This window comes from Luteibacter sp. 9133 (assembly GCF_000800155.1).
Lineage (GTDB): Bacteria > Pseudomonadota > Gammaproteobacteria > Xanthomonadales > Rhodanobacteraceae > Luteibacter > Luteibacter mycovicinus.
The window spans coordinates 3828316-3853305 of sequence record NZ_JUHO01000001.1; the positions used below are offsets into that span (position 1 = coordinate 3828316).

At 65.2% G+C, this 24990-nt stretch carries 29 protein-coding genes, 1 tRNA gene and 1 riboswitch; of the genes, 12 read left to right on the forward strand and 18 right to left on the reverse strand.

The genetic code is table 11. The annotated features are described in order from the left end of the window. Positions 1-150: 150 nt before the first annotated feature. Complete coding sequence (gene pssA / locus FA87_RS16720; protein WP_036110038.1) at positions 151-771, forward strand: CDP-diacylglycerol--serine O-phosphatidyltransferase; 621 nt, start codon at positions 151-153, stop codon at positions 769-771. Positions 772-792: 21 nt separating this feature from the next. Here the strand turns inward: pssA and pnuC are convergent, their stop codons facing one another. From pnuC to FA87_RS16735, 3 genes are all read right to left on the reverse strand, one after another. Further along, the gene (gene pnuC, locus FA87_RS16725) at positions 793-1362 is read right to left on the reverse strand and encodes a nicotinamide riboside transporter PnuC (protein WP_043698370.1); all 570 of its coding nucleotides are present in this window, start codon (positions 1360-1362) and stop codon (positions 793-795) included. A 1-nt stretch (position 1363) separates the two neighbouring features. Then, on the reverse strand, positions 1364-3547 hold the full coding sequence (locus FA87_RS16730; protein ID WP_043696148.1) for a TonB-dependent siderophore receptor: 2184 nt from the start codon (positions 3545-3547) through the stop codon (positions 1364-1366). Between the two features lie 56 nt (positions 3548-3603). After that, positions 3604-3700, reverse strand: a riboswitch (TPP riboswitch). Positions 3701-3721: 21 nt separating this feature from the next. After that, complete coding sequence (locus FA87_RS16735; protein WP_043696151.1) at positions 3722-4855, reverse strand: phosphotransferase; 1134 nt, start codon at positions 4853-4855, stop codon at positions 3722-3724. A 182-nt stretch (positions 4856-5037) separates the two neighbouring features. Here FA87_RS16735 and FA87_RS16740 point away from each other — a divergent pair, with 182 nt between their 5' ends. Then, entirely contained in the window at positions 5038-5991 is a 954-nt protein-coding gene (locus tag FA87_RS16740; RefSeq protein ID WP_043696154.1) for an MASE1 domain-containing protein, read from the forward strand. Positions 5992-6040: 49 nt separating this feature from the next. On the opposite strand, the gene FA87_RS16745 is transcribed toward FA87_RS16740, so the two are convergent. The 4 genes from FA87_RS16745 to rplM form a co-directional block, all read right to left on the reverse strand. Beyond that, positions 6041-6490 carry a hypothetical protein gene (locus FA87_RS16745; protein ID WP_036110029.1) on the reverse strand — a complete coding sequence of 150 codons (450 nt, stop codon included), beginning with the start codon at positions 6488-6490 and terminating at the stop codon, positions 6041-6043. Positions 6491-6740: 250 nt separating this feature from the next. Then, positions 6741-6814, reverse strand: a tRNA-Gln gene (locus tag FA87_RS16750). Positions 6815-6874: 60 nt separating this feature from the next. Then, entirely contained in the window at positions 6875-7267 is a 393-nt protein-coding gene (gene rpsI / locus FA87_RS16755; protein WP_036109997.1) for a 30S ribosomal protein S9, read from the reverse strand. 9 nt (positions 7268-7276) lie between these two features. After that, on the reverse strand, positions 7277-7705 hold the full coding sequence (gene rplM, locus FA87_RS16760) for a 50S ribosomal protein L13 (protein WP_036109995.1): 429 nt from the start codon (positions 7703-7705) through the stop codon (positions 7277-7279). A 269-nt stretch (positions 7706-7974) separates the two neighbouring features. Between rplM and coq7 the strand changes: the two genes are divergently transcribed. After that, the gene (coq7, locus tag FA87_RS16765; protein ID WP_036109993.1) at positions 7975-8616 is read left to right on the forward strand and encodes a 2-polyprenyl-3-methyl-6-methoxy-1,4-benzoquinone monooxygenase; all 642 of its coding nucleotides are present in this window, start codon (positions 7975-7977) and stop codon (positions 8614-8616) included. Between the two features lie 79 nt (positions 8617-8695). Here the strand turns inward: coq7 and FA87_RS16770 are convergent, their stop codons facing one another. Continuing rightward, positions 8696-9568: an aldo/keto reductase family oxidoreductase gene (locus tag FA87_RS16770; RefSeq protein ID WP_043696157.1), complete on the reverse strand. Its 873-nt coding sequence runs from the start codon at positions 9566-9568 to the stop codon at positions 8696-8698. 141 nt (positions 9569-9709) lie between these two features. Here FA87_RS16770 and FA87_RS16775 point away from each other — a divergent pair, with 141 nt between their 5' ends. Then, complete coding sequence (locus FA87_RS16775; RefSeq protein ID WP_197062480.1) at positions 9710-10594, forward strand: LysR family transcriptional regulator; 885 nt, start codon at positions 9710-9712, stop codon at positions 10592-10594. 40 nt (positions 10595-10634) lie between these two features. Here the strand turns inward: FA87_RS16775 and speD are convergent, their stop codons facing one another. After that, positions 10635-11420 (reverse strand): adenosylmethionine decarboxylase, encoded by a 786-nt coding sequence (gene speD / locus FA87_RS16780; protein ID WP_036109987.1) that lies wholly within the window; start codon positions 11418-11420, stop codon positions 10635-10637. A gap of 335 nt (positions 11421-11755) precedes the next feature. Here speD and crp point away from each other — a divergent pair, with 335 nt between their 5' ends. Beyond that, on the forward strand, positions 11756-12451 hold the full coding sequence (crp, locus tag FA87_RS16785; protein ID WP_036109985.1) for a cAMP-activated global transcriptional regulator CRP: 696 nt from the start codon (positions 11756-11758) through the stop codon (positions 12449-12451). A gap of 53 nt (positions 12452-12504) precedes the next feature. Here the strand turns inward: crp and FA87_RS16790 are convergent, their stop codons facing one another. After that, the gene (locus FA87_RS16790) at positions 12505-13452 is read right to left on the reverse strand and encodes a helix-turn-helix domain-containing GNAT family N-acetyltransferase (RefSeq protein ID WP_043696160.1); all 948 of its coding nucleotides are present in this window, start codon (positions 13450-13452) and stop codon (positions 12505-12507) included. A 135-nt stretch (positions 13453-13587) separates the two neighbouring features. Between FA87_RS16790 and FA87_RS16795 the strand changes: the two genes are divergently transcribed. After that, complete coding sequence (locus tag FA87_RS16795; RefSeq protein WP_036109979.1) at positions 13588-14334, forward strand: sulfite exporter TauE/SafE family protein; 747 nt, start codon at positions 13588-13590, stop codon at positions 14332-14334. A gap of 9 nt (positions 14335-14343) precedes the next feature. On the opposite strand, the gene FA87_RS16800 is transcribed toward FA87_RS16795, so the two are convergent. From FA87_RS16800 to FA87_RS16815, 4 genes are read right to left on the reverse strand one after another with little or no spacing between them, the layout of a single operon-like run. Further along, positions 14344-15054: a haloacid dehalogenase-like hydrolase gene (locus tag FA87_RS16800; protein ID WP_081996625.1), complete on the reverse strand. Its 711-nt coding sequence runs from the start codon at positions 15052-15054 to the stop codon at positions 14344-14346. A gap of 7 nt (positions 15055-15061) precedes the next feature. Then, on the reverse strand, positions 15062-15901 hold the full coding sequence (trpC, locus tag FA87_RS16805; protein WP_036109972.1) for an indole-3-glycerol phosphate synthase TrpC: 840 nt from the start codon (positions 15899-15901) through the stop codon (positions 15062-15064). Positions 15902-15949: 48 nt separating this feature from the next. Beyond that, positions 15950-16981, reverse strand: a complete 1032-nt coding sequence (trpD, locus tag FA87_RS16810; RefSeq protein WP_036109968.1) for an anthranilate phosphoribosyltransferase — start codon at positions 16979-16981, stop codon at positions 15950-15952. Between the two features lie 23 nt (positions 16982-17004). Next, a complete protein-coding gene (locus FA87_RS16815; RefSeq protein ID WP_043696166.1) occupies positions 17005-17601 on the reverse strand; it encodes an aminodeoxychorismate/anthranilate synthase component II in 597 nt (198 codons plus the stop codon). 191 nt (positions 17602-17792) lie between these two features. Here FA87_RS16815 and FA87_RS16820 point away from each other — a divergent pair, with 191 nt between their 5' ends. The 4 genes from FA87_RS16820 (at position 17793) to FA87_RS16835 (ending at position 20129) form a co-directional block, all read left to right on the forward strand. Beyond that, a complete protein-coding gene (locus FA87_RS16820; protein ID WP_197062437.1) occupies positions 17793-18452 on the forward strand; it encodes a transcriptional regulator in 660 nt (219 codons plus the stop codon). Between the two features lie 58 nt (positions 18453-18510). After that, positions 18511-18801, forward strand: coding sequence for a hypothetical protein (locus FA87_RS16825; protein WP_239709115.1), 291 nt, complete (start codon positions 18511-18513; stop codon positions 18799-18801). 78 nt (positions 18802-18879) lie between these two features. Then, a complete protein-coding gene (locus FA87_RS16830; protein WP_043696172.1) occupies positions 18880-19581 on the forward strand; it encodes a hypothetical protein in 702 nt (233 codons plus the stop codon). Between the two features lie 17 nt (positions 19582-19598). Next, entirely contained in the window at positions 19599-20129 is a 531-nt protein-coding gene (locus FA87_RS16835) for a cupin (protein WP_052191410.1), read from the forward strand. A gap of 3 nt (positions 20130-20132) precedes the next feature. Here FA87_RS16835 and FA87_RS16840 read toward each other — a convergent pair whose 3' ends face one another. From FA87_RS16840 to FA87_RS16850, 3 genes are read right to left on the reverse strand one after another with little or no spacing between them, the layout of a single operon-like run. After that, positions 20133-20684, reverse strand: a complete 552-nt coding sequence (locus FA87_RS16840) for an isochorismatase family protein (protein ID WP_036109958.1) — start codon at positions 20682-20684, stop codon at positions 20133-20135. 9 nt (positions 20685-20693) lie between these two features. Then, positions 20694-22103, reverse strand: a complete 1410-nt coding sequence (locus FA87_RS16845; RefSeq protein WP_052191411.1) for an MFS transporter — start codon at positions 22101-22103, stop codon at positions 20694-20696. Beyond that, entirely contained in the window at positions 22100-22561 is a 462-nt protein-coding gene (locus FA87_RS16850; protein WP_043696175.1) for a MarR family transcriptional regulator, read from the reverse strand. The genes FA87_RS16845 and FA87_RS16850 overlap by 4 nt, the downstream gene beginning before the upstream one ends. Before the next feature lie 147 nt (positions 22562-22708). On the opposite strand from FA87_RS16850, the gene FA87_RS16855 reads away from it, so the two are divergent. After that, positions 22709-23098 (forward strand): VOC family protein, encoded by a 390-nt coding sequence (locus FA87_RS16855; RefSeq protein ID WP_043696178.1) that lies wholly within the window; start codon positions 22709-22711, stop codon positions 23096-23098. A gap of 12 nt (positions 23099-23110) precedes the next feature. Then, the gene (locus FA87_RS16860) at positions 23111-24055 is read left to right on the forward strand and encodes a D-2-hydroxyacid dehydrogenase family protein (protein WP_197062438.1); all 945 of its coding nucleotides are present in this window, start codon (positions 23111-23113) and stop codon (positions 24053-24055) included. A 7-nt stretch (positions 24056-24062) separates the two neighbouring features. Here the strand turns inward: FA87_RS16860 and FA87_RS16865 are convergent, their stop codons facing one another. Then, positions 24063-24899, reverse strand: a complete 837-nt coding sequence (locus FA87_RS16865; protein WP_043696184.1) for a DUF2884 family protein — start codon at positions 24897-24899, stop codon at positions 24063-24065. Positions 24900-24990 lie beyond the last annotated feature (91 nt).

Below are 24990 nucleotides of genomic sequence, written 5' to 3' on the forward strand. Positions count from 1 at the left end.
CGGCGGCGACACAGACAGCATGACGGTCGTTGCCGCTTTGGCATATAGAAGAATTCTGAAAAATCGCGCGGATCGCAAGCGACCGCCTCTCCACGTCGCCCCGACTGTCGTGCCTTGTAAACTGTCGTCTTCACCCCGCCGAGCGAGCCGATGACCACGAAACCGCGACCGTTTTCCATGATCCGCGACTTCGCGCTGGCCGACTGGTTCACGCTGGGCAACGCCGCCAGCGGCGTGGGCGCCTTGTTCTCGACCATGACCTACCTGCAGGAAGGTGGCGTCTGGCACCTCTACATGGCCTCCGGCCTGGTGCTGCTGGCGCTTATTTTCGACGTACTCGACGGACGGATCGCGCGCTGGCGCCAGCGCGCGTCGCTCATGGGTCGCGAACTGGACTCGCTGGCGGACGTCATCTCGTTCGGCGTCGCCCCCGCCGTCATCGGCTACGGCTGCGGTATGCAGGGCGGACTGGACCGCGCCATCCTGCTGATGTTCGTCTGTTGCGGCGTGTCCCGCCTGGCCCGATACAACGTCACCGCCGAAGCGCACGCCAACGAGGAGGGCAAGGTGACGCACTTCGAGGGCACACCCATTCCGACCTCGATTGTCCTCGTCGCGGTGCTCTGCGCCGCGGCGGCCACCGGCGCCCTGCACGAACGGATGTGGCTCGGTAGCGTCCAGATCGCCACGCTGGGCCTGCATCCGCTGGCCCTGATGTTCGCGGTCTCCGGAGCACTGATGGTCAGCCGCATCCGCATTCCGAAGCTCTGACCGGGCAGGCGCCGATCCTGCTCAGGCCGTGACCGGCCGCGCCGGTTCACGGCGCCATGCGCGCAGGCCGATCACCGCCAGCACCACGAATCCCGCGTACAGCACGGCCGTGACCGGCAGTGCCTTGTAGACGTATTCACCGACGTAGAGCACGTCGACGACGATCCAGAGCCACCACGCGGCGACGTGTCGTCTTGCCTGCCACCATTGCGCGACGAGGCTGAACGCGGTGAGCCCGGCATCAAGCCACGGCAAGGAGGCGTCGGTCCAGCGATGCATCGCGTAACCGAGGGCCAGTGCCGCCCCCGCGCCGACCGCGAGATGTGTAAACGCACTCCGACCATCCAGATCGGCGACGCGGACGTGACCGCTCCCATCCAGATTGCGTCGCCAGCGATGCCAGCCGTAGAGGATCAACAGGGCGAAAGCGATCTGCAGCAGCGTGTCGGAATAGAGCCTGGCGTCGACGAAGATCCACGCGTAGGCGATGACGGAAACCAGCCCCACTGGCCAGCACCACGGACTGCGTCGCGCCGTGAGCCACACGGCGGCCGCGCTCACCAGCGCGGCCGCCAGTTCGAACCACGACAGCTCAAAGTTCATAGGTCACCGAGAGACGGGCCAGGCGCGGCATGCCGGGGAACAGGTAGGCGTCGCCGCCCGAGGTCCCCGTGTCGCGCCAGTAGAAGCGATTGAAGACGTTATCGACATTCAGACGCCATGTCATCGCATGGCCGCTCACCGTGGTCGCGTAACGAAGCCCGGCATCGAACACATGGTAGCCGGGCACGCGCGTGGCGCCGTCCGGCGTCGCCACGTTGCTGCTCGCGTAACGCCAGCCGCCCAGCACGGCAAGCCCCTGAACGAAGGGCAAGCTGTAGTCGGCGTACACGGCGGTGCGCCAGCGTGGCACGTTGACCACCTGGTGATCTTCATAAGACGGCGCACCGGTATTCTCCGCACGCGCGCGGATCGCATTGCCACTCGCCGTAATGCGCAGCCGGTCGGTAACCTGCCCGGCCAGATTCAACTCGATGCCCGTATGCACCTCCTGTCCCTGCTGGACAAAAGTGAAGCCTTCCGCCGTGTCATCCGGACGAGCGAACTGATACGACTGGCGGATGCGATACAAGGCGACCTGCAGGTCGAGCACATCGCTCACGGCATATTTCACGCCCGCCTCGACCTGGCGCGAATGCAGCGGTGCGAGCGTCGTGCCGCCGTTGGAGGTCCAGTAAGGCGCTTCGCGACCGAGCGAGATGCCTTCGCCGTAACTCAGGTACGTCGTCAGCGGCGTCGTCGGCTGCCACAACACCGCTGCCTGCGGCAGCGTCTTCGTCTCGCGTGTATCGCGCTCGAGTGCGCCGGTGTCGTCGTAGGCGCGCTCGTCCAGCTTGACCAGACGCGCGCCGGCCAGAACCTGCCACTGCTCACCCATGTGCATGCGATCGATCGCGAACAACGTGCGCTGCCAGCTGGTCAGGCGACGCACGGACGCGCCGGGCTGGTTCGGCGACGGGTCGAAAACGGGCACGACGCGATCGTCGATGTTGGCCGTGCCGACATAGTCGTAGACGTAAGGGAGCTGGTCGACCGTGCGACGGAACGCGCTGGCGCCGAGGTTGATCTCGTGATCGAGCGCACCGGTGGCGAAGCTGCCCGTGACCACGCCACGCACCTCGTCGTTCTGACGCGTGTCGTCGGGGCTGCGGTAGTCATAGACGTCGTAGTCACCGTTCGGTGCGAAGAAGTAACCGGGTGTGGCACCCGATGCGCACGACTCGGCGTAGAAGCACCCATAGGCAAACGCGACGTTGTCGTCGATCACCGTATGGCTGTGACCCGCCGACACCTGGGCGTTCCAGGTGTCGCTGAAGCGGTAGTTGAAGCGCAGCGACGTGTTGCTCGAATGGATACCTACCGGTCGCTGCCAGGGCTGGTAGCCGAGCAGTCGGGTGCGACTCGGGTGCGCCGGAATCGCCGTTCCACCAAGCAGCTGATAACCCGATGCGGAATTGCCACCGCTGGTCTGGTAGTCGGTGTCGAGGAGCAAGGTCGCCTGTTCGTTGATCTTCCAGTCGGCGCCGATCGACAGGAAGCTGCGACGCCCATCGGTGTGTTCAATGGCACCGTGCGTCTTTTCGTTGGCGGCATTCACCCGCACGCCGAACGACGGGGTAAACCATGTGCCAAGGTCGAGCGCTTCGTAGCTCGAGCCATGCGAGTCGGTGCCCAGCGTGAGGTTGTGCACCTCGGCTGGACGCTTGCTGACGTAATTGACCAGGCCACCCGGCTCGACCACGCCCGCCTCGAGACCGCCGAGACCCTTCAGCACTTCGACGCGCTCCTTACCCTCCAGCGCCTGCAGCTGCTCCGCGGACATCATCATGCCGTTGAAGCGAAAGCCTGTCGCGAGATCCAGCGGAAAACCGCGGATGGATACGTCCTGGTAGTAACCCGCCGGCGCGTAGTTGTCGTTGATCGCCGCGTCTCCGCGCACCAGCTCGCTGAGCGTGCGCGGCTGGCGATCGTCGATCTGTGCGCGGGTGATCACGGTGATGGCGGCCGGCGTGTCGTGCAGCGCCGCGCTGCCGAAGCTGCCGAAGGTGTCCAGCTGCGAGTCCGCGGCGTGGTAGCCGTCGGTCGCCGACGCGTGCACGTCGATGGTCGGCAGGGTTCGGGCCTGCTGCTGCGGGGCGGCATGGTCGTCCAAGGCCTGGGCCAGCGGAGCAAGGGCGAGCAGGGCCAGGGCGAGCGGGGTACGGGCAAGAGTCATCGTCGTCTTCGGGTTCACGGACGAAGCGACGGCGAACCACGCCGCCCGACAGGGCGTTTGTGGTTCTGCAAGCTCCCTACGCCGGTACTAACCGGGTCAGGTTCCAAGGGACTCTCTCAGCCCGGCGTATGCCGGGCACCCCCGCTTCTAGAACGCCTATTGAAGCACGAAATGTCAGCGCGCGTGACGGAGGGCGTCGAGCAGTCCCTGCCCTTCGGTCCCGGCGAACCAGCGGGCATGGCCCAGCAGGAAGGTCCGATAGGCCACGTCGGCGTGATCGCGGCGCCGCGTGATGCCTTCGAAATACTCCACCTCGGAGAGCGCGAAATCCACGTGGACGACGGGCAGGACATCGGCAAGCGCGGCCAGGTCCGCCGGAGCGAGCGGTCGGACGGACCGATAGCCGTCGAGCAGGCCGAGAGCCAGATCGATACGGGCAATCCCGCCCTGTTCGATGTCGAGCCACGCGATGGCGTTCCGCTCGATCGCCGTAGCCAGGTCGAACAGTGCGAACGTGCGCGCGGACAGGCCGAAGTCCAGCACGTCGGTGATTCGCCCCGCATCGCTCGCGTCGCTCCAGCAGAGGTTGGAGACGTGCCAGTCGCCGTGAGTCCACAAAGGCGTTTGTCGCGCTACGGCCAGGGCCGCAGCCCGCGTCCAAGGGCCGAGAACCATACCCACGTCGTCGCGCCAGTCGCGCTCGCTCAGATAGGCGGCGAGCGCCGGGCGTCCGGGCAGCTGTCCGGCCAGTACCGAGACGGGGTCGGCTGCCGAGAGCATCTCGGCTCGGGCGACCAGCAGGTGGGTCCCCCGCTGCGGCGCATCGTAGCCTTCCGCCGCAAGGTGCAGCCGCGCGAGCATCGCACCCGCGGCATGCGCGTGCGCGGCGCCGCCCGCGGGCGACCACGAAAACGCGTCGCGGTAGACATCGTTCCCGGTCGCGGACCGATGCACTTCGTAGACCCAGTCGCCCCTGGACACCGAGGAGCGGCCCGTCGCGTCACCGAGGACAAGCGGCACGGGGATCCCACGCGCGCGCAAGTGCGTCGCGAAACGATGTTCTTCGGCCAGCGTCCGCTTGTCGCGCAGACTCATGTGGTGCCGTTTGACGAAGACCTCGCCGGCCGAGGTGCTGACACGTGCCGCCGCCGACAGCGGGCGGGGACTGTGCCAGACGATGGCGTACGGCCCCTTCAACGAAGGGTAGCCGTCGAGCAGCGATGCCACCTCGTCTTCCGTCAGCGGCGGCCAGTCCGGTGCCTGCTGGTCGCCCGCGAGGCCGTGAGAAAGGTGGACTTCGTCGCTCATTCCGCCAGTGTATCGGACCCGCCATGCCCGCCTCACCCGCGCGCGGAAACGGCAAATTTACCAATTCGCCGTTTATTCGATGGCGAGCGGGCCGATAACCCTTCAAACTAGGCATGCCGATCGCGGAAAGCGTCGCTACCGACTGCTCCGATCGGCCACCCGGAAGGCAGAAGGGGTCGAATGTGCGTGCACTGAACAAGGATCCGTTAGTCTGGGGGCGCTATGTCGCCGTCGCGGGCGCGTATGCCGCCTGCTACGAGCTCACGCGCAACTTTTCATTTTCGCACTGGATGCTCCCTGCCGGCCTGCGCCTGGCCTGCCTGCTGCTTGTTCCCCGTCGCTTCTGGCCCGCGCTCGCTGTCGGCGAAGCCCTTCCCGTCGCTGAAATGGCCGCGCTGCATGCGCATGCTTTCGGCGTGCTCTGGGCCTGCCTCGTCTCGATCCCGACGATCGGCCTGTGCATGCCGGCGGTGATATGGATCCGGCGTCATGCGGACCTGCGTCGCGCCGACGGCCAGATCAACATGAACATGATCATGGTGGCGACGCTTGCCTGCGCCCTCATTGGCGGCGGTGCCAGCACCTTTACGCTGTCGATCGTGCAGATGGGCGATGGCTCGCCCAATCCCGTGGTCGAAGTACAGGACTTTCTGATTTATTTCCTCGGTCAGTACCTGGGCGCCCTTACGCTCACGCCGACCATCATGGCGATGCGCGAGCGCATGGCTGCCCTGCCCGGTGGCATCGTCACCTGGCACGCCGTGCGGTCCAGCCCGCTGGCGCGCGATACGCTGCTGATCGTCGTACCCTCGCTCGCGATCCTGATCTTCCTCGCGTCACAGGTCGTCGAGGGCACCGCCGCGCTGCAGAGCGTGCGCATGGCGATGGCGGTTCCCGTCATCCTGCTGACCTGGCGGCACGGCTGGCACGGCAGCGCGGTGGCCGGCATGCTCGCCAGCATCGCTCTCGCATCGACATCGTCGTTCCTGACGGAGCCGCTGATGATCCAGGCGCAGGTCGTGCTGTCGCTGGTGATCTTCACGTCCCTGCTGTTCGGTGTACGAGTGGCTCGCCGCATCGCGGCGAACCACCCGGTGGTGCTGAAAGGCGCCTGCCGGGAACCCAGTCAGCGCTGACCGAAAGGTCCCGGGCGGAACGACGCCCCGGTCTTTCCCTCTTCCTCGATCACGGACCGTGGCCATTGCAGTCGCGTACCGTGGGGCATTCGCCGGCAAGGAGAGCCGTAATGCGCACGGTCCCATCCGCCTGCGTGGCCGCCTTCACCTGGACCGTGCCATCGTTATAGACCGTCTCCGACGTACCACCGGCCGGGGTGTCCAGCGGTTCATCCGGCGTGGAGACGCCGGCCGCGTCGGAACCGACCGGCGTACCCACGAGCGCGTAAGGCGTGCGGGCGACCGCACCGCGCACCTTTCCGCTCGCGTCGTTGACCTGGATATAGCGGGTCGTTCCGCGCTGGAACACGTAGACGTGGTAGTTCGGGCTGGCGCTGACGTCGGTCGCGTTCGGCCAGGATTGACCCAGCCCCGACAGAGCGGTCTGGGCGTGAGCGGCGCCGAGGCCGAGCGAAGCGACGACGAGGCAGGCGAGCGTGGAGCGGGCAAAGCTACGCATGGTGGATCCTCCTGGGCTGTGTGGAGCAAGTCTGGACGCTGTGCGCGTCAGATCCTGCGACTCGGTCAGGGCAGTGCCATGACCGATTTATCCACTTTCGCCCATCGCCAGAGGCCCCTGTCGGGCGGCTGCCGATTACGCTCACAGCTGTACCGTCGCCGGGCTCCCTGGCACGCCTGGGGTTCACCATCGTGAGGATCACGCACGCAGAAAAAGAAAAGCCCCCGATTTCTCGGGGGCTTTTCAGTGGTGGCTGGGAGACTAGGATTCGAACCTAGATAAGCAGCGTCAGAGGCTGCGGTCCTACCGTTAGACGATCTCCCAATAAACCGGGTTTCGACGCGCTCTGACCTTGAAGCGTCGAACTTTGAAGCACTAAACCGATTAGCGCTTCGAGAACTGCGTTGCGCGGCGGGCCTTGTGGAGACCGACCTTCTTACGCTCGACTTCACGAGCGTCGCGGGTCATGAAACCAGCCTTACGGAGCGGCGACTTCAGCGCTTCGTCGTATTCGACGAGGGCGCGAGCGATGCCGAGGCGGATGGCGCCGGCCTGACCCGTGATGCCGCCACCAGCGACGGTGACCATGATATCAAACTTTTCGACATTTTCGGTCAGTTCGAGCGGCTGACGCACGATCATGCGCGAGGTCTCGCGGCCGAAGAACTGGTCGAGCGGCTTGCCGTTGACCACGATGCCACCGGTGCCCTTGCGAAGGAACACGCGGGCGGCGGAGGTCTTGCGGCGGCCGGTACCGTAATTCTGCTGGATAGCCATCATAGTTCCTTAGATTTCCAGCGCCTGGGGCAGCTGAGCGGTATGCGGATGCTCGGCGCCGCCGTATACCTTGAGCTTACGGTACATAGCGCGACCCAGCGGGTTCTTCGGAAGCATGCCCTTGACGGCGATTTCGATGACTCGCTCCGGATGCGTGGCGAGCAGATCCTTGAGACTCGTGGTCTTCAGGTTGCCGACGTAGCCGGTGAAGCGGTGGTACATCTTGTCGTCCAGCTTGGCACCGGTCACAGCCACCTTCTCGGCGTTGATCACGACGATGTAATCGCCGGTATCGACGTGGGGGGTGAACTCGGGCTTGTGCTTGCCGCGGAGGCGACGCGCGATCTCGGTCGACAGACGACCGAGCGTCTTGTTCGTGGCATCAACCACGAACCAATCACGCTTGACGCTTTCCGGCTTGGCGGTGAACGTTTTCATTTCAAATACCTGGTTTGCCGCCTTGCAGGGCGGAACACGGAATCGGTGAAAGCAAAGGCGCGAGAGAATAGCTGACTTTTCCCTCATCGCGCAAGCCCACCGTGCAGGTGAGCTTCGGGCCGACAATCATAACATGATGACCGGGCCGTTTCACAAGCCTCCCGGATGACGAGGCCGACGTGCGCGACAAGCAGCCGCAGCAACTTCACCTTTCTCCGGGAGCCGAGCATTGTAACGTGTGTCATCCCCGTTCGTCAGGAGTTTCTTCCATGTCCGTTCGCACCCTCAGTCCTTTCGACCGTTTGCTGGCTGGCGTGGAGCGCGCCATGGAAGCCGTCGCGGGCTCGCCGGAGGCCGTCCGGCGATCGCCTGGCGATGCGATAGCGGACGCGCCGATGACCGACGCGGAACGCCGCCACGCCGCGGGACTCATGCGGATCAATCACGTCGGCGAAGTCTGCGCGCAGGCGCTCTATGTCGGGCAGGCCGCCCTGGCCCGCACCGAGGAAACGCGAGCGCACCTGATGCATGCCGCGCAGGAAGAGACCGACCATCTCGCCTGGTGCGCCGAGCGACTGAAGCAGCTCGACAGCCGCCCCAGCCTTCTCAATCCGCTGTGGTATGCGGGAAGCTACGCCATCGGCGTCGCCGCGGCCGCCATCGGTGATCCGATCAGTCTCGGCTTCGTGGTCGAGACGGAGCGCCAGGTGGAAGCGCATCTGGCCGAGCATCTCGAACGACTGCCCGCGCAGGACGATCGTTCGCGCGCCATCCTCACGCAGATGCAGGCCGATGAAATTCGTCACGCGGATGCGGCGCAGGCACGCGGCGGCATCGACCTGCCCTGGCCGGTTCCCGGCCTCATGCACGCGGCATCCGCGGTGATGAAGACGGTCGCTTATCGCTTCTGAAGGCGAAAGCGGTTCGACGATCCCTACGAGAAGGCCCGCATGTGCGGGCCTTCCTATTTTTCGGACGGGTGCTGGCGCGTCAGGCCGCCTTGCCCACGCTGTCGAGTTCACCCAACACCTCATCGCTAAGGACGAGATCGCCGGCGGCGAGGTTCTCACGAAGGTGGGCTACGGACGACGTACCCGGGATCAGCAGGATGTTGGGCGAGCGGTGCAGCAACCACGCGAGCGCGACCTGCATCGGTGTCGCGTCGAGGCGTGTCGCGATCTCGTTGAGCGTGTCCGACTGCAGTGGACTGAAACCACCCAGCGGGAAGAACGGCACATAGGCGATGCCATCCTTCGCCAGTGCGTCGACGAACGCGTCGTCGTCCCGCTTCGCGAGGTTGTACATGTTCTGCACGCAGACGATGTCGCAGATGCCACGACCCTCCGCCACCTGCGCCGGCGTCACGTTGCTGAGGCCGATGTGCCGCACGAGCCCTTTCCGCTGCAGTTCTGCGACCGCCTCGACCATGTCGGCGATCGATCCCTCGGCCGGGCCGTGCGTATCGAACATCACACGCAGATTGACCACGTCGAGCACGTCGAGACCGAGGTTGCGCAGGTTGTCGTGCACCGCGCCGGTCAGCTCGTCGGCGGAGAACGCCGGCAGCCAGCCGCCCTTGTCGTCGCGGCGCGCACCGATCTTGGTCACGATGACGAGGTCGTCGCGGTAGGGATGAAGCGCTTCACGAATCAGCTGATTGGTGACGTGCGGGCCGTAGAAATCGCTGGTGTCGATGTGGTCGACGCCGCTTTCCACCGCGGCGCGCAGCACGGCCAGCGCCGCGTCGCGATCTTTCGGGGGACCGAACACACCCGGGCCCGCGAGCTGCATCGCGCCGTAACCCAGCCGATGGACGGGACGATCGCCGAGATGAAACGTGCCGGACTTCTGAATCGGGGACATGGGAGAGCTCCTGGAAGGTGAGCTACAAAGGTAGGGGCTGCCGGATAAGGCGATAAGCGGGCACAATCGGGACGGCTTGTACCGCAATCCGCACAATGCGCCCGACCAGGGAATATGCCCGTGAAAGCCGACCTCGCCGATCTGAACGCCTTTGTGACGGTCGCCTCGGCCGGCGGCTTCCGCGAGGGAGCCCGCCTCAGCGGCGGCAGCGCCTCGGCCCTGAGCGAAGCGGTCCGCAGGCTGGAGGCTCAGCTCGGTGTCCGCCTGCTCAACCGCACGACGCGCAGCGTCTCTCCCACCGACGCGGGTAAGGGCCTGCTGGACCGTCTCGCCCCTGCCCTGGCCGAGGTCGACGACGCGCTGGACGTCGTCAATCACTTCCGGGATCGCCCGGCGGGCACGCTGCGTCTCAACGTACCGATGAGCGCCTCGCGGCTGGCGCTGCCCGCGATCGTGCCGCCCTTCCTGGCCGCGTATCCCGACATTCGTCTCGAGGTCCTGACCGACGAAAACTTCGTCGACGTTCTTGCCGAAGGCTGCGATGCGGGTATTCGCTATGACGAACGGCTCGAGCAGGACATGATCGCCGTGCCAATCGGACCCCGGGTCCAGCGCTACGCGGCGGCGGCCTCACCGGCCTACCTTGCGCGCCACGGCCGCCCGTCCCATCCCCGCGACCTGCTCGACCACGCCTGCCTGCGCGGTCGCTTCGCCAGCGGCAACATGCCCGCCTGGGAATTCGAGAAGGACGGGGAGACCGTGATGGTCGAGCCCACGGGGCCGCTGATCGTCCGCGCGGGCGGCGCCTCCGACCTCGCCGTGGAGGCGGCCGTGGCCGACACCGGCATCGTGTTTCTGTTCGAGGACTGGATTCGCCCGCAGTTGGACAGCGGAGCCCTGGAACCCGTCCTCGAGGACTGGTGGCTGGCCTTCCCGGGCCCCTTCCTCTACTACCCCGGCAGGCGTCTGGTACCGGCACCGCTGCGCGCTTTCATCGACTTCATCAGAAGCGCCGCGACCGCGTAGGGCCGGATAGCGGAAGCCCCGCTTTCGCGGGGCTTCGGGGTCACATCAGGTTGCGGCCGTGGAACAGTTCCTCGATCTCGCGACGGAGCAGCGACTCGATGCGCTGACGCTCCTTGAAGGAGAGATCGTCGGCCTGGGCCTCGAACAGATAGGTGTCGAGGTCGAAGTCCTTGATGTGCATCTTCGTGTGGAAGATGTTTTCCTGGTAGACGTTGACGTCGAACATCTCGTACTTCTGACGGATGTGCTTGGCCAGGTAATCCTGCACCGAATTGATCTTGTGATCGATGAAGTGCTTCTTGCCCTTCACGTCGCGCGTGAAGCCGCGGACGCGGTAGTCGGCGATGACGATGTCCGACTCGAAGCTGTCGATCAGGTAGTTCAGCGCCTTCAGCGGCGAGATGACGCCGCAGGTGGCCACGTCGATGTCCGCGCGGAAGGTCGCGATGCCGTTGTGCGGATGCGTTTCCGGATAGGTGTGGACCGTGATGTGGCTCTTGTCCATGTGCGCGACGACGGCACCGGAGATGGTGTCGCGGCCGAGCTTCTCGACGACCGGCTCCTCGGAGATGAGGATCGTGACGGAGGCGCCCTGGGGATCGTAATCCTGCCGGGCGATATTCAGGATGTTGGCGCCGATGATCTCGGCCACATCCGTCAGGATCTGGGTCAGGCGGTCGGCGTCGTACTGCTCATCGATGTACTCGATGTAGTTCTGGCGCTGCTGTTCCGAAACGGCATAGCAGATGTCGTAAATATTGAAGCTCAACGCCTTGGTAAGGTTGTTGAAACCTTGCAGGCGAAGGCGGGGAAGCGGTTTGACCACAGCGACTCTCCGAGGCCGGGAATAACGGCCAGCAGCAGACGCGGGTTAGCAGCTAGGGTCCCCGCAGCGATGTAAGCGACAGGCCGACAGTGTGCCCGGCGCTTGTGTACGGCGTGAGACAAGGGGTCCCGACGCCGAGGGGGTGAAATTATGGGGCAAGATGGCCCGGATTTGAACAAGCAGGGGCTGGATCGATTTAATTTGTGGATTTTGATACCCGGTTGTCTGCAATAATCGCCCCGGGGACATGGCAAGTCGACGTCGCCCGACGGAATCCCGGCGGCGGCGTGACGAAATTGGGGACGCCATGCCATTGAGGCTCAACGGAATCAGCTGTGGCTCAACTCAAATATCTGCTCCAACAGGCTTTCGAGCGCTCGCAGGCTCCGACCAGCTTTGCGCCGGACCCTGCCGCCATGGGCCGCTTCCTCGACGCCTGCCACCGCCGCCGGTATCCGGGCAAGACCGCGATCATCCGTCCCGGCGACCCGGCCAACACGCTCTATTACGTGGTGGAGGGCTCGCTGGCGGTCTGCACCGAGGATGAGGAGGGCCGCGAGCTGATCCTGGCCTACATCAACCGGGGCCAGTTCATCGGCGAGATGGGCCTCTTCGTGGAGCAGGCGCAGCGGGAATCCCTCGTTCGCACCCGCACCGCCGTCGAAATGGCCGAGATCAGCTACGAACGCCTGTTCCAGTTGCTCGAGGGACCGCTGTCCGCCGAATGCCCGAAGCTGCTCTTCGCCATCGGCTCCCAGCTGACCCACCGCCTGCTGCGCACCTCGCGCCAGGTCAGCCGCATGGCCTTCATGGACGTGACGAACCGGGTCTCGCGGACCCTGCTCGATCTCTGCCAGGAGCCGGATGCCATGACCCATCCCGACGGGACGCAGATCCGCATCTCCCGCCAGGAAGTCAGCCGCATCGTCGGTTGCTCCCGTGAGATGGTCGGCCGCGTGCTCAAGCAGCTCGAAGAAGAGCGGATGATCGACGTGGCCGGCAAGACCATCGTGGTGCGCGGCACCCGCTGACCACGAAATACGCGGGACCGGCCTTGGGCCGTCCCGCCGTCCCGCCGTCCCGGCTAGCCCTGGTACACCATGTAGACATCCGCGCGCTCGTAGTGCGAGCCCGGACGAAGCGCGGGCTGCAGGACGAATCCCGCGCGCTGGTACATGCCCAGCGCTTTGGTCAGCTTGCTGTTCGATTCCAGGAACAACTCCGTGCCCCCGCGGGCGCGATAGTCGGCGATCGCCGCGTCCAGCAATGCCCGGCCGGCGCCCAGACCCCGATAATTCTCGTCCACACCCATCTTCGATAACTCGTAGACGCCCTCCCCCTCGTGGATGAGCGCGCACGTACCGACGACTTCGCCCGCGTACAACGCGAAGAAGATCGCGCCACCCTGCGCCAGCACCATCCCCTCGGGATCGGCAAACAGTGCGCGGTCGACGTCCTCGATTCGGAAGTAACGCTCCAGCCATTGCTGGTTGAGGCGACGGAAGTGCTCGCTCAGGGCAGGCTCGAAGGGCACCACCTGGACGGCTTCGCGGGTCAGTGCCGCCCGCTGATCGAGGATCGCCGCGACGAGGGGACGGCTCGCCAGCGCCTGCTCGCAACCGTCGATGGCGTCGAGCAGTGCCAGTCCGCGCGGACCCATCGACTCCGCCATGCCCCGGCGGATCGCCAGCCATACCGGGCCAAGAGCCCCCAGCGCGCGCTCGCCCGCGTCCGTGAGTGCCAGCACACTGCGGCGCCCGTCCTGAGGATCGCGCTGACGGACCACCATACCGGCATCGACGAGGCGGTCGGCGAGCTGACTGACGGCGGAGTGCGTCTGGCCGATCGCCAGGGCGACGTCGGTGACCGTGGTCGGGCCGACGTCGCGAAGAAAGCGAAGGACCGGAAACCAGCGCGACTCGATGCCGGCACCGCAGGCCCGGTAGACCTCATCCACGGCCTGATAGAAGTGATCGCTGAGCGCTTTCAGGCGACTGCCAAGCGCGAGTTCGCGCAGGGACGAGAGGTACATCGGGGATCCATGTCGTGGGGACGAGAAGCGAGGCTAGCGGCGGCGGGATGCCGCACGCAAGCGATACCCCTTCTTCATGTCGGGTACGCGCCCCCATTCGTTATGGTGAGACCACCACTCACGACACGGACCGGCATGGACTGGAGCCAGTTCCTCCTATTCGCGGGCGTCGGGCTGTTGGCACAGCTGGTCGATGGCGCGCTCGGCATGGCTTATGGACTGGTGTCCAATGCCGTGCTGCTTGCGCTCGGCCTGCCCCCGGCGGTCGCCAGTGCGACCGTGCATACGGCCGAGGTCTTCACCACCGGCGTGTCGGGCGGTGCGCACGCCTTCTTCGGCAATGTCGACTGGAAGATGTTCCGGCGCCTGGCCATCCCGGGCATGGCCGGCGGCATCCTTGGCGCCTGGTTTCTCGCCAGTGTGGACGGCGAGATGCTGAAGCCCTTCGTGTACGTCTATCTGCTTGTCCTGGGCACGGTCGTGCTTCTGCGCGCCGCCGGGCGCGGGGTGTCTCACCATCGGGTTCGCCACAAGGGAGCGCTTGGTTTCTGCGCCGGCCTCCTCGACGCCATTGGCGGTGGCGGCTGGGGCCCGATCGCCACCTCCACGTTGCTGGCACGCGGCGGCGCCGTCAGGCAAACGATCGGCACGGTGAATGCCGCCGAGTTCGTGGTCACGATCGCGATCTCGACGACGCTGATCTTCCACATGGGCATCCAGCACTGGCCTATCGTGCTCGGCCTGCTGACGGGCGGCGTCATCGCCGCGCCGGTTGCAGCGTGGCTGGTAAAGCATCTCCCGCCACGCTACGTCATGGGTGCCGTAGGCTGCCTGGTCGTGGGGATCAGCCTTTTCCAGCTGGGAGCGCGGTTCCTTCGCTGACTCGTGCCGTCAGAACCAGTGCACGACCTCGAGCTTGTCGGCCAAAGCGCGACGCGCCCTCTTCTCGACCTTCGGCGACGGATTGACCAGAACGGCCCGGTCAGCGGCGCGCAGCAGGGCGAGATCGGACAGGGAATCGCTATATGCAATGGCCCAGGGGCGCGCGACGCCCGCCTTGTCGAGCGTTCGGACCTTCATGCCCTCGACGTTGTGGACGGTGAAATGCACGCCGATCGGACCGCCACGCGTCGTCGAACCGATCAGCTCGTAGCCGGTCAGGTTGACCTCATCGAGAATCGCTTCGACGACGGTCAGGTCGTTGCCGCTGACGATGACCACCCGGTCGCCGGCATCCACGTGCCGCCGCAGCGTGGCGACGGCGTCGCGGAGGAAGACGCCCGGACGCCGCGCGTAGGCACGCGCAAACGCGCCGACCTGCCGACGATAGGCCGCTTCGCGACGGCCGAAGGTCACCACGCGGAGGAAGGTTCTGCCAAGGAATCGGCTACCGGCTACCGTCGGCAGCAGCAGTGGCACGAAAGGAACCACGGGAAGGGCGAGCAACAGCCGCCAGCGCCCCGTTCCCGACAGACGCTCCCGGAAGAACAGTTCGAGCGTCTGGTGACGGACGATCACACCGTCGAAGTCGAACAGCACGATGCGACGTGCGTCGACGGCGGTGGTGTCCCCGGACACCGCCGCCTCATGCCCCTGATTCATATCGGCTCTACTGCTTGTGGGTCTGGCTGGCCGTACCGAAGAGCTTGCGCAGTTCCGCACCCGGATCCGCCGCGCGCATGAATGCCTCGCCGACGAGGAAACAATCGATGCCCTTGTCGCGCAGGATCTTCACGTCTTCCGGCGTGTGGATGCCGGACTCGGCGACCAGCGTGCCGTCTCCGACACGATCCTTCAGCCGGAGCGACGTGCCGAGCGAGGTCTCGAACGTCCGCAGGTTGCGGTTGTTCACACCGATGAGCGGCACCGGAAGATCGAGCGCGATCTCGAGCTCGTCCTCGTTGTGGACCTCGACGAGGACATCGAGATCGAGCTCGGCGGCCAGCATGGACAGTTCGAGCAGGGCTTTGTCGTCGTAGATGACGTCCCCGTTTTCCTTGCTGGCAAAGGCGGCGACGATCAGCAGGATGCAGTCGGCACCGATGACGCGCGCTTCGTAGACCTGGTACTCGTCGACGATGAAGTCCTTGCGCAGGATCGGCAGCGAGCAGGCGTCGCGCGCTTCGCGCACGAAGTCCTCATGTCCCTGGAAAAAATCCGCGTCGGTCAGCACGGAGAGACAGGCGGCGCCGCCGTTCTCGTAGCTGCGCGCGATCTCGGCCGGGTTGAAGTCGGCGCGGATCAGCCCCTTGCTGGGACTGGCTTTCTTGATTTCCGCGATGACCGCCGGGTGGCCGTCGTGCAGCTTGGCATCGATGGCGGCGACGAAGCCGCGGGTCGGCTCGAGTCCGGCGATGCGCGCCGCGAGGTCGTCGAGCGACCGCTTGCGCTTACGCTCGGCCACTTCTTCCGCCTTGCGGTCGAGAATGCGATGGAGAATGTCGGGCATCTAAGCGGTTCCTAGGGTAAGGCCGGGCAAGGGGGAACCCCGGCGATCTCAGGCGCCGAGCCGCTGGGTCGCGGCCACGAACGCGTCCATTTTTGCACGTGCGGCGCCGCTTGCGATGGTCTTGCGTGCCAGATCGATGCCGTCCTGGATCGTCGGCGCCACGTCGGCCGTGTAAAGGGCCGCGCCCGCGTTCAGGCAGACGATGTCGTGGGGCACGCCGGCCACGCCGGAAATGGCGTCGATCAGCATGGCCTTCGACTCCGTCGCGTCTTCCACGCGGAGGTTACGGCTCGACGCCATCGACAGACCGAAGTCCTCCGGCTCGATCTCGTACTCACGCACCACACCGTCGCGCAGTTCGCCCACCAGGGTGGCGGCGCCCAGCGAGATCTCGTCCATCCCGTCGCGCCCCCAGACCACCATCGCGTGCTTCGCGCCCAGCGCCTGCAGGGCACGCACCTGGATGCCGACGAGGTCGGGATGGAACACGCCCATCAGGATGTTCGGCGCGCCCGCCGGATTGGTCAGCGGCCCGAGGATGTTGAAGATCGTGCGCACGCCCATCTCGCGACGGACCGGGGAGACCACCTTCATCGCGGGGTGATGATTCGGGGCGAACATGAAGCCGATATCGACCTCGCTCATGCACACCGCTACCTGCGCGGGCAGCAGGTCGATCCGTGCGCCGAGCGCTTCGAGGACATCGGCGCTACCGGACTTGGACGAGACGCTGCGCCCGCCATGCTTGGCCACGCGGGCGCCCGCGGCGGCGGCAACGAACATCGACGCCGTGGAGATGTTGAACGTCGATGCGCCGTCGCCGCCGGTTCCCACGATGTCGATGAAATGCGGATGCGTGCCGGCGTCGACCTTGGCGGAGAGGTCGCGCATGACCGTCGCCGCGCCGGTGATCTCACCGACCGTCTCCTTCTTCACACGCAGCCCGATGAGAATCGCGGCCGTCATCAGCGGGCTGACGTCGCCGCGCATGATCTGGTGCATCAGCTCGATCATCTCGTCGTGGAAGATCTCGCGGTGCTCGATCGTGCGCTGGAGCGCCTCGGAGGGAGTCATCGGCATGGAGCGTGAATCCTTGTTCTTCGTCAGGCAGCGAGCGGCAACGGCATGCCGAGGAAATTGCGCAGCAGGTCGTGGCCGTGCTGGGTGAGGATCGACTCCGGGTGGAACTGCACGCCTTCGATGTCGAGGGTGCGGTGACGCAGGCCCATGATTTCGTCGAGCGAACCGTCCTCGCGCTCCGTCCAGGCGGTCACCTCGAGGCAGTCGGGGATCGAATGCTTTTCGACCACCAGCGAGTGATACCGCGTGGCCTCGAAGGGGTTCGGCAGGCCGGCGAAGACGCCGAGGCCCTTGTGCTTCACCGGCGACGTCTTGCCGTGCATGATCTCGCGCGCCCGGATGACCTTGCCGCCGAACACCTGGCCGATGGCCTGATGACCGAGGCAGACCCCGAAGATCGGCAGCTCGCCGGCCATCTCACGCAGGATGTCGATCGACACGCCGGAGTCGTCCGGCGTACCGGGTCCGGGCGAAATCATGATGCGCGACGGCGCCAGCGCACGGATATCGGCGATGGTGAGCGCGTCGTTGCGCACGACCTTGACCTCCTGCCCCAGCTCGCCGAGGTACTGGACGAGGTTGAAGGTGAAGCTGTCGTAGTTGTCGATCATTAACAGCAAGGGAGCACCCGTAAGGTGGGGATGGGATGAGCCGGAGCCGTATGCGTGAACGGCGGCGTGTCGGCCATTATCCATGGAAGGGGACACGGGCGGCCACTTCACAGGAACAAGAAGACACTAAATTACCCAGAAAGGGTAATCTGATACCTTAAGTGGGTAACCTAGACACTGCTCCCAGAGGTACTTGTGCCATGTCCAACCCGTCGATCAGTGTGGCTGACGCGCTGCTTACCGGCACGCAACAGCGAGTGCTGGCGCTTCTGTATGGCCAAGCCGATCGAAGCTTTTTTACCAAGGAACTTATCGATCTGGCGGGGGTTGGATCAGGCGCGGTGCAACGCGAACTAAGCCGAATGCTTCGCAGTGGACTAGTTGTCCAGTCGCTTGTCGGGAATCAGAAACACTACCGCGCTAACGGAGAAAGCCCGGTTTTCTACGAGTTGAAAAGCCTCGTTGACAAACTCCTTGGTGTTCCAGGCATTCTCGTGGAATCCCTCAGGCCCCTGGCCGACAAGATTCATTGGGCGATGCTGTATGGGTCCATCGCGAAAGGCCGAGCAGCCGCATCGGGCGACATCGATGTGCTCGTGGTATCGGACTCGCTGACACTGGAAGACGTGTATGGCAGCGTGGCGTCCGCCGAGAAACGTCTTGGTCGGGCAATCAGTCCGATGCTGTACTCAAGCGCCGAGCTTCGTCGCCGCGTCGAGGCCAGTCAGCCGTTCCTGACGAAGGTACTGGCGGGTGATTTCATAACGCTATTGGGAGGCATGGATGACCTCATCGCCACTGGACAATCTGGTTCGCGTCGGCCAACTCAAGGCCGAGCCACCAGCACAGGCCGAGCTTGATGGATTAATCCATTCGGGAACGGTTCGCCTGCAAGATTCGCAACTTACATCGCTATGCATGGAGAGCCGCTTCGACCTGGCGTACAACGCAGCGCATGCTTTGTCGCTGGCTGCACTTCGCTGGCATGGATACCGGTCCGAGAACCGCTATCAGGTTTTCCAGTGCCTCGCACACACGCTTAAGCTTGAGCCACTGCAATGGCGCGCACTGAGTCAGGCTCATAACAAACGGAACCTCGCCGAGTACGAGGGCGGGCTCGATGTCGACGGGGCCTTGCTGGATGCTCTGATTCGATCAGCTCAAGTCGTATTGAATGGTGTGACGGCGCTCGGCCCGGTGCATCGTTGAGCCAAGGGAAAGACATCGGGCACACGAAAGACCAGTTAGCGTGAATTCAACGCCAAACCTCAGCGAAACGGGCTTTCGATGCGCAACCTCGACTTCAGCTCCTGGCAAGGCCTCTTCTCCACCCTCTTCGGGCTGGCGGTCATCACCCTGATCGGCGTGGGCATCCGCCTCCTCGCGCAGCAGACCGTCCAGCAGCGACGCGAGCGCGAGAACCGCCAGATCAACGAGCGCCTGCGCACGCTTATCGCTGCCTACAAGACGCTGGGCGGATCCTTCACCGGCAACCTGGCGGTCGATCCGAGCCACATGCGCGACCTGCGTCTGCGTGCGGCCGCCGCGGCTGCCGAGAGCGGCCCGACCGACATGTCCAGCGGCTCGGATCGCGCGCGTCGTGTACGTGACGCGGTGGAAGCCGCGCTATCGGACATCATCCTTCTCGGCACGGAGGAACAGGTGGCGCTGGCGGCACGTGCCGCCACGGAGATGGTCGAGGGCCGTCCCGTCCACATGCATGAACTGGTGGTCTCGCTCCGCACGTTTATCAGGAAGGTGCTCGACCTCGAGCCCGTGTCCGGCAAGATCGCCATCCCCAGACAGGGCCCTGCCCGCGTCGTGGCCGCGAAGGGCAAGGGTGACGGCGGGGCCAAGTCCGAAGGAGGCGGCGCCGGGGGCGGTAAAGGCGGTGGCGGTGGCGGAATGGGCGGCGGCATGGCGGCCGGCGCGGGACTCGGCCTCGGCGGCGGACTCGCGGCCGACGACACCCATGAGCATCACGGCTGACTGACAGGAGACACCGCATGGCGACGCAATCCGGCATTCTTCCCGAGGCTCTGCCACTCACCCGAAACGACTGGGTACCGAACAACGAGACCCTGCCCGTCCTGATCTACCGCAACGTGGTTCGCGGACATGACCTCGCACCGGTCATGGAAAACCTGTTCGGGAGCAATACGTGGCCGGCGGACTGGCGCGATGGTGTCTTCAACTACCACCACTATCACTCGACCGCGCACGAGGTGCTGGGCTTCGCCGCAGGTTCCGCGCGACTGCTGCTGGGCGGCCCCGGCGGTCACGAGGTGACCGCAAACGAGGGCGACGTGATTTTGCTACCTGCGGGTACCGGCCACTGCCGGCTCGATGCGAGTGACGACTTCCTTGTCGTCGGTGCCTATCCCAAGGGACAGTCATGGGACATCTGTCGTGAAGCGCCGACCACAGAGATGATCGAGCGCATCCGCACCCTTCCCTTTCCGTCAGCGGATCCAGTCAACGGCGGCACGCCGCCGCTGACCGCACATTGGCATCGGGACGCCCAGGGCGAACGCTGATCGTCAGCCGACCGCCTTCAGCAGTTCTTCGGTCGACGTCGTTTCGCCGATGCGCGGGAAGATCGTGTTGATGCTGTTCTCATGCGCCGACGCAACGAGGTCGGTCATCGCATCGGTGACCAGCACGACGTCGTAACCCAATTCGCTGGCGTAGCGCGCCGTCGACTCGATACCGATGCTCGTAGCGATACCGACAAGCACGATCTGCGTGATGCCCTTCGCACGCAGCTGCGCATCGAGATCCGTAGTCTGGAAGGCTCCCCAGCGCTGCTTGCTCACGCGCATGTCGCTCGGCGCCGCTTCAAGCTCGGGCACGAGTTCGGCGAATCTGGGATCCGTGGGGAAAGGATGTTTCGGCGCGTCGGTACGACCCGGTGCCGCCTCGACCACATTGACGAGCACCACCGGGTGATTTTTCGCACGGAAGGCGCGGGCGAGCGCCGCGCACTTTGCAACGATGTCGGCGGACGGATGAACCGTCGGCAGCGCGACAATGCCGTGCTGCAGGTCGATGACGACGAGGGCGGCGTTCTTTTCGAGTTGGCTCAGCGGCATGGTAAAGCCTCAGGATGGGTGGGTGGGAGAAGACGTCACACGCGGAAGCGTGCGATCGAGAAGCGTGGCGATCGCCATCAATGCGGCCGTGACACCCATGATCATCGCGAGCCGGTGCAGGCCGGGGTCGGACGGGTGATCGCCATAGACGAAACCGAGCATGCTGGTCGCGGCGATGGCGCCGATGTAGCTGGCCGTGCGCTGCAACCCGGAGGCGGCGCCGATCTGCTCCGCGGGCGCCTGCATGTAGACGGCCGCCTGTGTCGAGATCGACATCAGTCCCTGAGTGATGCCGAAAAGAGCGACGGCGGCAGCCATCAGCCAGAGCGGCGACGTCGAACGAAGCCAGTACAGCGCCGCACAGCCGGCCACCGTAGCGATGAATGCACCGAGGAACGGGGCACGCAGTCCGCGAGTACGCGTCCCCGCGATGGATGTCGCGCCAGCCAGTATCGACATCGGCAAGGTAGCCAGGCCGGCCGCCGCGGCGGAGTAACCACCGGCATGCTCCACCCATTGCGCGAAGCCGTAGAACACGCAGTACACCAGCGTGAAGCCGACGGCGGCGCGCAGGTAGGTCACGCTCAGCGGCACGTGTCGCGCGAGCATACGCAGGTCGAGAAACGGATCGGGCCGGCGTAATGAATGGGCGGCGAGCAAACCGGCCAGGACGAGCGAACACGGGATCGCCCACCAACGCGGATGGTGCAGGTCCATCAGGAACAGCATGAGAACGAGAAGGCTGCCTGCGAACAGCAGAACGCCGATCGCATCGACTTCCGCCCACAACGATCCACGGCGCTGACGGCGCTCATCCGCCGGCACCCAGGCGAGAACGGTCACCAGCGTAAACAGCGCCAGCGGAATGTTGACCGTGAAGATCGCGTGCCATCCGAACGCTTCCGTCAGCACGCCGCCGAGCACGGGACCCACCGCACTCGTAGCGATACCCGTCATCGACAGGATGCCCATCGCCGCACGGGGCGGTGCGCTCCCCGTGCGGTCGGCACGCTCGCGAAACAGCCGCATGGCCGATGGATACGCACCGGACGTTCCGATGCCGAGCAGCACACGCACGCCGATGAGCCAACCCAGCGACGGCGCGATACGTCCCGCAAAGCCAGCCAGCATCACGAACAGCAGCGCGCCGATGTAAACGCGTCGCGCACCGATCAGGTCGGCCAGTCGTCCCATGGTCGGTTGCGCAACCGCGCTGGTCAGGTAGAGACCCGCGATCAGCCAGCCCGTCTGCGCCACACCCGCATGGAACTCGCGCGAGATGGGCACCAGTGCGGTCGCGATCATGGTCGAGTTGATCGGGTTCAGGCAGGAGCCGAGCGCAAGCGGCAACACGAAGCGCGGACCGAACGGCTTTCCGTGCGCCGGGGCCGACGACGAGGCATCGGCGACCTGCTTCACGACGCGTCCCGTTGACTCATGTCCGCAAGGCGCCGCATGACGGCGGCTGCGGCGATAAGGTCCGCCTGCTCGTCCGACGTCAGCCGCGCGACGGCGCTCGTGAGCCAGGCCTGCTTGGCGTCGCGCGTACGCTGGCGTGCTTCGACACCTTTTCGCGTCAGGCGAACGAGGAACTGGCGCCCATCGCTCGGGTGAGGGGTTCGCTCCACCAGCCCCTCTTCCTCGAGCACCCCGAGCGTCGCACCCATCGACTGCGGCTTGACCGCTTCGGCGCGTGCCAACTCCGCCGTGGACATGGGTCCACCCTCGAGTCGCGATAGCGCCGCGATCTGCGACCAGGTCAGCTCGAGGTTGTTGGATTCCGCGCGCAGGCGGCGGATCAGCTGGCCGCAGGCGGTGAGCAGATCGGCAGCGGCGGCTTCGGCGGATGGTGGCTTCGCAGGGCGTTTCGTCGGCATACGAACAGGCTAGGGTCCGCAAGGAAAACTTGCAAGTCTAACTTGCAAGTTTTCCTTCGAAACTTCTTGCGGTCGTGCCACGGTGGGCTTGCGGCGAACGCGATCAGCTTGGATGCTTGGTCGTCCGCATCCCCAAGGAACAACGTCATGCAGTCCCTCGGCGCCATCGCCTATCTCGTCCGCGACTACGACGAGGCCATCGCGTTTTTCACTGGCGCGCTGGGCTTCGCGCTGATCGAGGATACGCCTCAGGGTCCCGACAAGCGCTGGGTCACGGTCGCGCCACGCGGCGCCGAGGGGACGAAGCTCCTGCTGGCTCGCGCGGTCACTGACGAGCAACGTACGCACGTGGGCAAGCAAGGCGGAGGCCGCGTCTTCCTCTTCCTGCAGACCGACGATTTTGCGTCCGACCATGCGCGTATGACCCGGCATGGTGTGCGCTTTCGCGAGGAGCCGCGGCACGAGCCCTACGGGACGGTCGTGGTATTTGAAGATCTCTACGGCAACGCCTGGGATCTCATTCAGCCCACCCTCTGACCGGAAATGACCATGAACGATCGCATTCGCGTCGCGGTACTCGACGATTATCAGCAGGTCGCCCGCACCATGGCGGACTGGTCGCCCGTAGAAAAACGGGCGGAACTCACGATCTTCCACGACCACCTCCACGATCACGACGCCCTCGTCCGGCGGCTGGACCCGTTCGACGTGCTCTGCGTCATGCGCGAACGCACCGCGCTCACGGCGGATCTGATCGCCGCCCTGCCCCGTCTGCGTCTCATCGCCTCCACGGGGCTGGCCAATGCGTCGATCGACCTGAAAGCCGCCGCGGAGCACGGCGTCGAGGTGGTCAACACGGACTACTCGTCGACACCCACCATCGAGTTCACGTGGTCGGCGATCCTGGGTCTGGCACGCGACATTGCGGGTGAAGCCGCGTCAGTCCGCTCGGGAGGATGGCAGACCGCCCTGGGCACCGAGCTGGGCGGCAAGACGCTGGGCATCCTCGGGCTGGGTCGGATCGGGTCGAAGGTGGCGCGGATCGGGCAGGTCTTCGGCATGCAGGTGATCGCCTGGAGCGAGAACCTGCAGGAGGAAACGGCCAGTGCTCTCGGTGTACGCCGGGTCAGCAAGCAGGCACTGCTCTCGCAGTCCGACTTTCTCACGATTCACACGCGTCTGAGCGAGCGCACGCGCGGCATCATCGGCGCCCCCGAACTTGCCACGATGAAGCCGGGCGCGCGCCTGATCAACAGCTCGCGCGGCCCGATCGTCGACGAAGCCGCCCTGGTCGACGCGTTGATCAGCGGACGCATCGCCGGGGCCGCGGTCGACGTGTACGAGACCGAACCCCTGCCTGCGGACCACCCGTTCCGCGACCTGCCCAACGTGCTGGCGACGCCACACATCGGCTATGTCACGGAGGAAATGTACCGGACGTTCTACGGCGACTCGGTCAGAAACATCGTGGAGTGGCTGGGCAGGCGGACCTGAAAAGAACTCAGAAGGACGCGACTTTCCTGCCGCCCTTCGCGGCCTCGTCTTCATGATCGTCGCTGCCCTTGGGCTTGACCGTCATCAGTTCCAGCGGCTTGCCATCGGGCTGGCGTATCGACCAGCCATGCTGCAGCTCGGCGAGATCGTTGAGCTGTGGGCAGATCAGGTCGGTACGCTTCTCCAGCGCCTTCGAGCGCTTGTTCATCTCGCCGTCGAGGGATTTTTCCAGCGATTCCGCACGCGCCTGCAAAGCGGCTACCTTGCTGGAGTCGCCGGACAGAGCCGCTGTCACGGCGCTGGACGTGACCGACCCGACCAGTTCGCCAACGCTGTCGGAAATCGAGCCGCCGATCGTTTCCTCCATCCGGTCGCCCGACCAGTGGCCCGCACCGAGCCCTTCGTCGATCTCACGCAAGGCCTGGGCCTGCTTACGCTTCAGCTTCTCCAGCATGGTGGCCCGCTGGTCGCCGTCGGCGAACGACAGCGTCACCGTGGTCATCGCCGCAAAACCAAGCTGAATACCCTCACGGGCGATCGTCGCCACCTGGGGCACCAGCTTGCGGACGCCATCCTCGTAACGGCGCAGCGCCTCGGCATCGGTCTGGGAGACGGCAACCTGCTTGCCGTCCACGCGCAACGTACCGTCATGAAGAAAAATCTGGGCCGGCGTGCCGTCCTTGCGATGGAAAGACAGGCCCGAACTCGTGACGTCGACATCGTAAGGCGTGGAGTAATCGCTCTTGCAGGTGTCGGTACTGAAGTTGATCGTCCGCGCACCGACGGCGCTGGCGGTAAGCACCGCTAAGGCGGCGAGCGTGCCGGTAATCGTTGAACGGCGCATGGCCCTGCTCCCTGAGATGGATGACGCCGACTCAGATGCGGCCGGCTCGCTCATGGTTTAAACCGATGCGATGAACGACGCATGGGCTGCA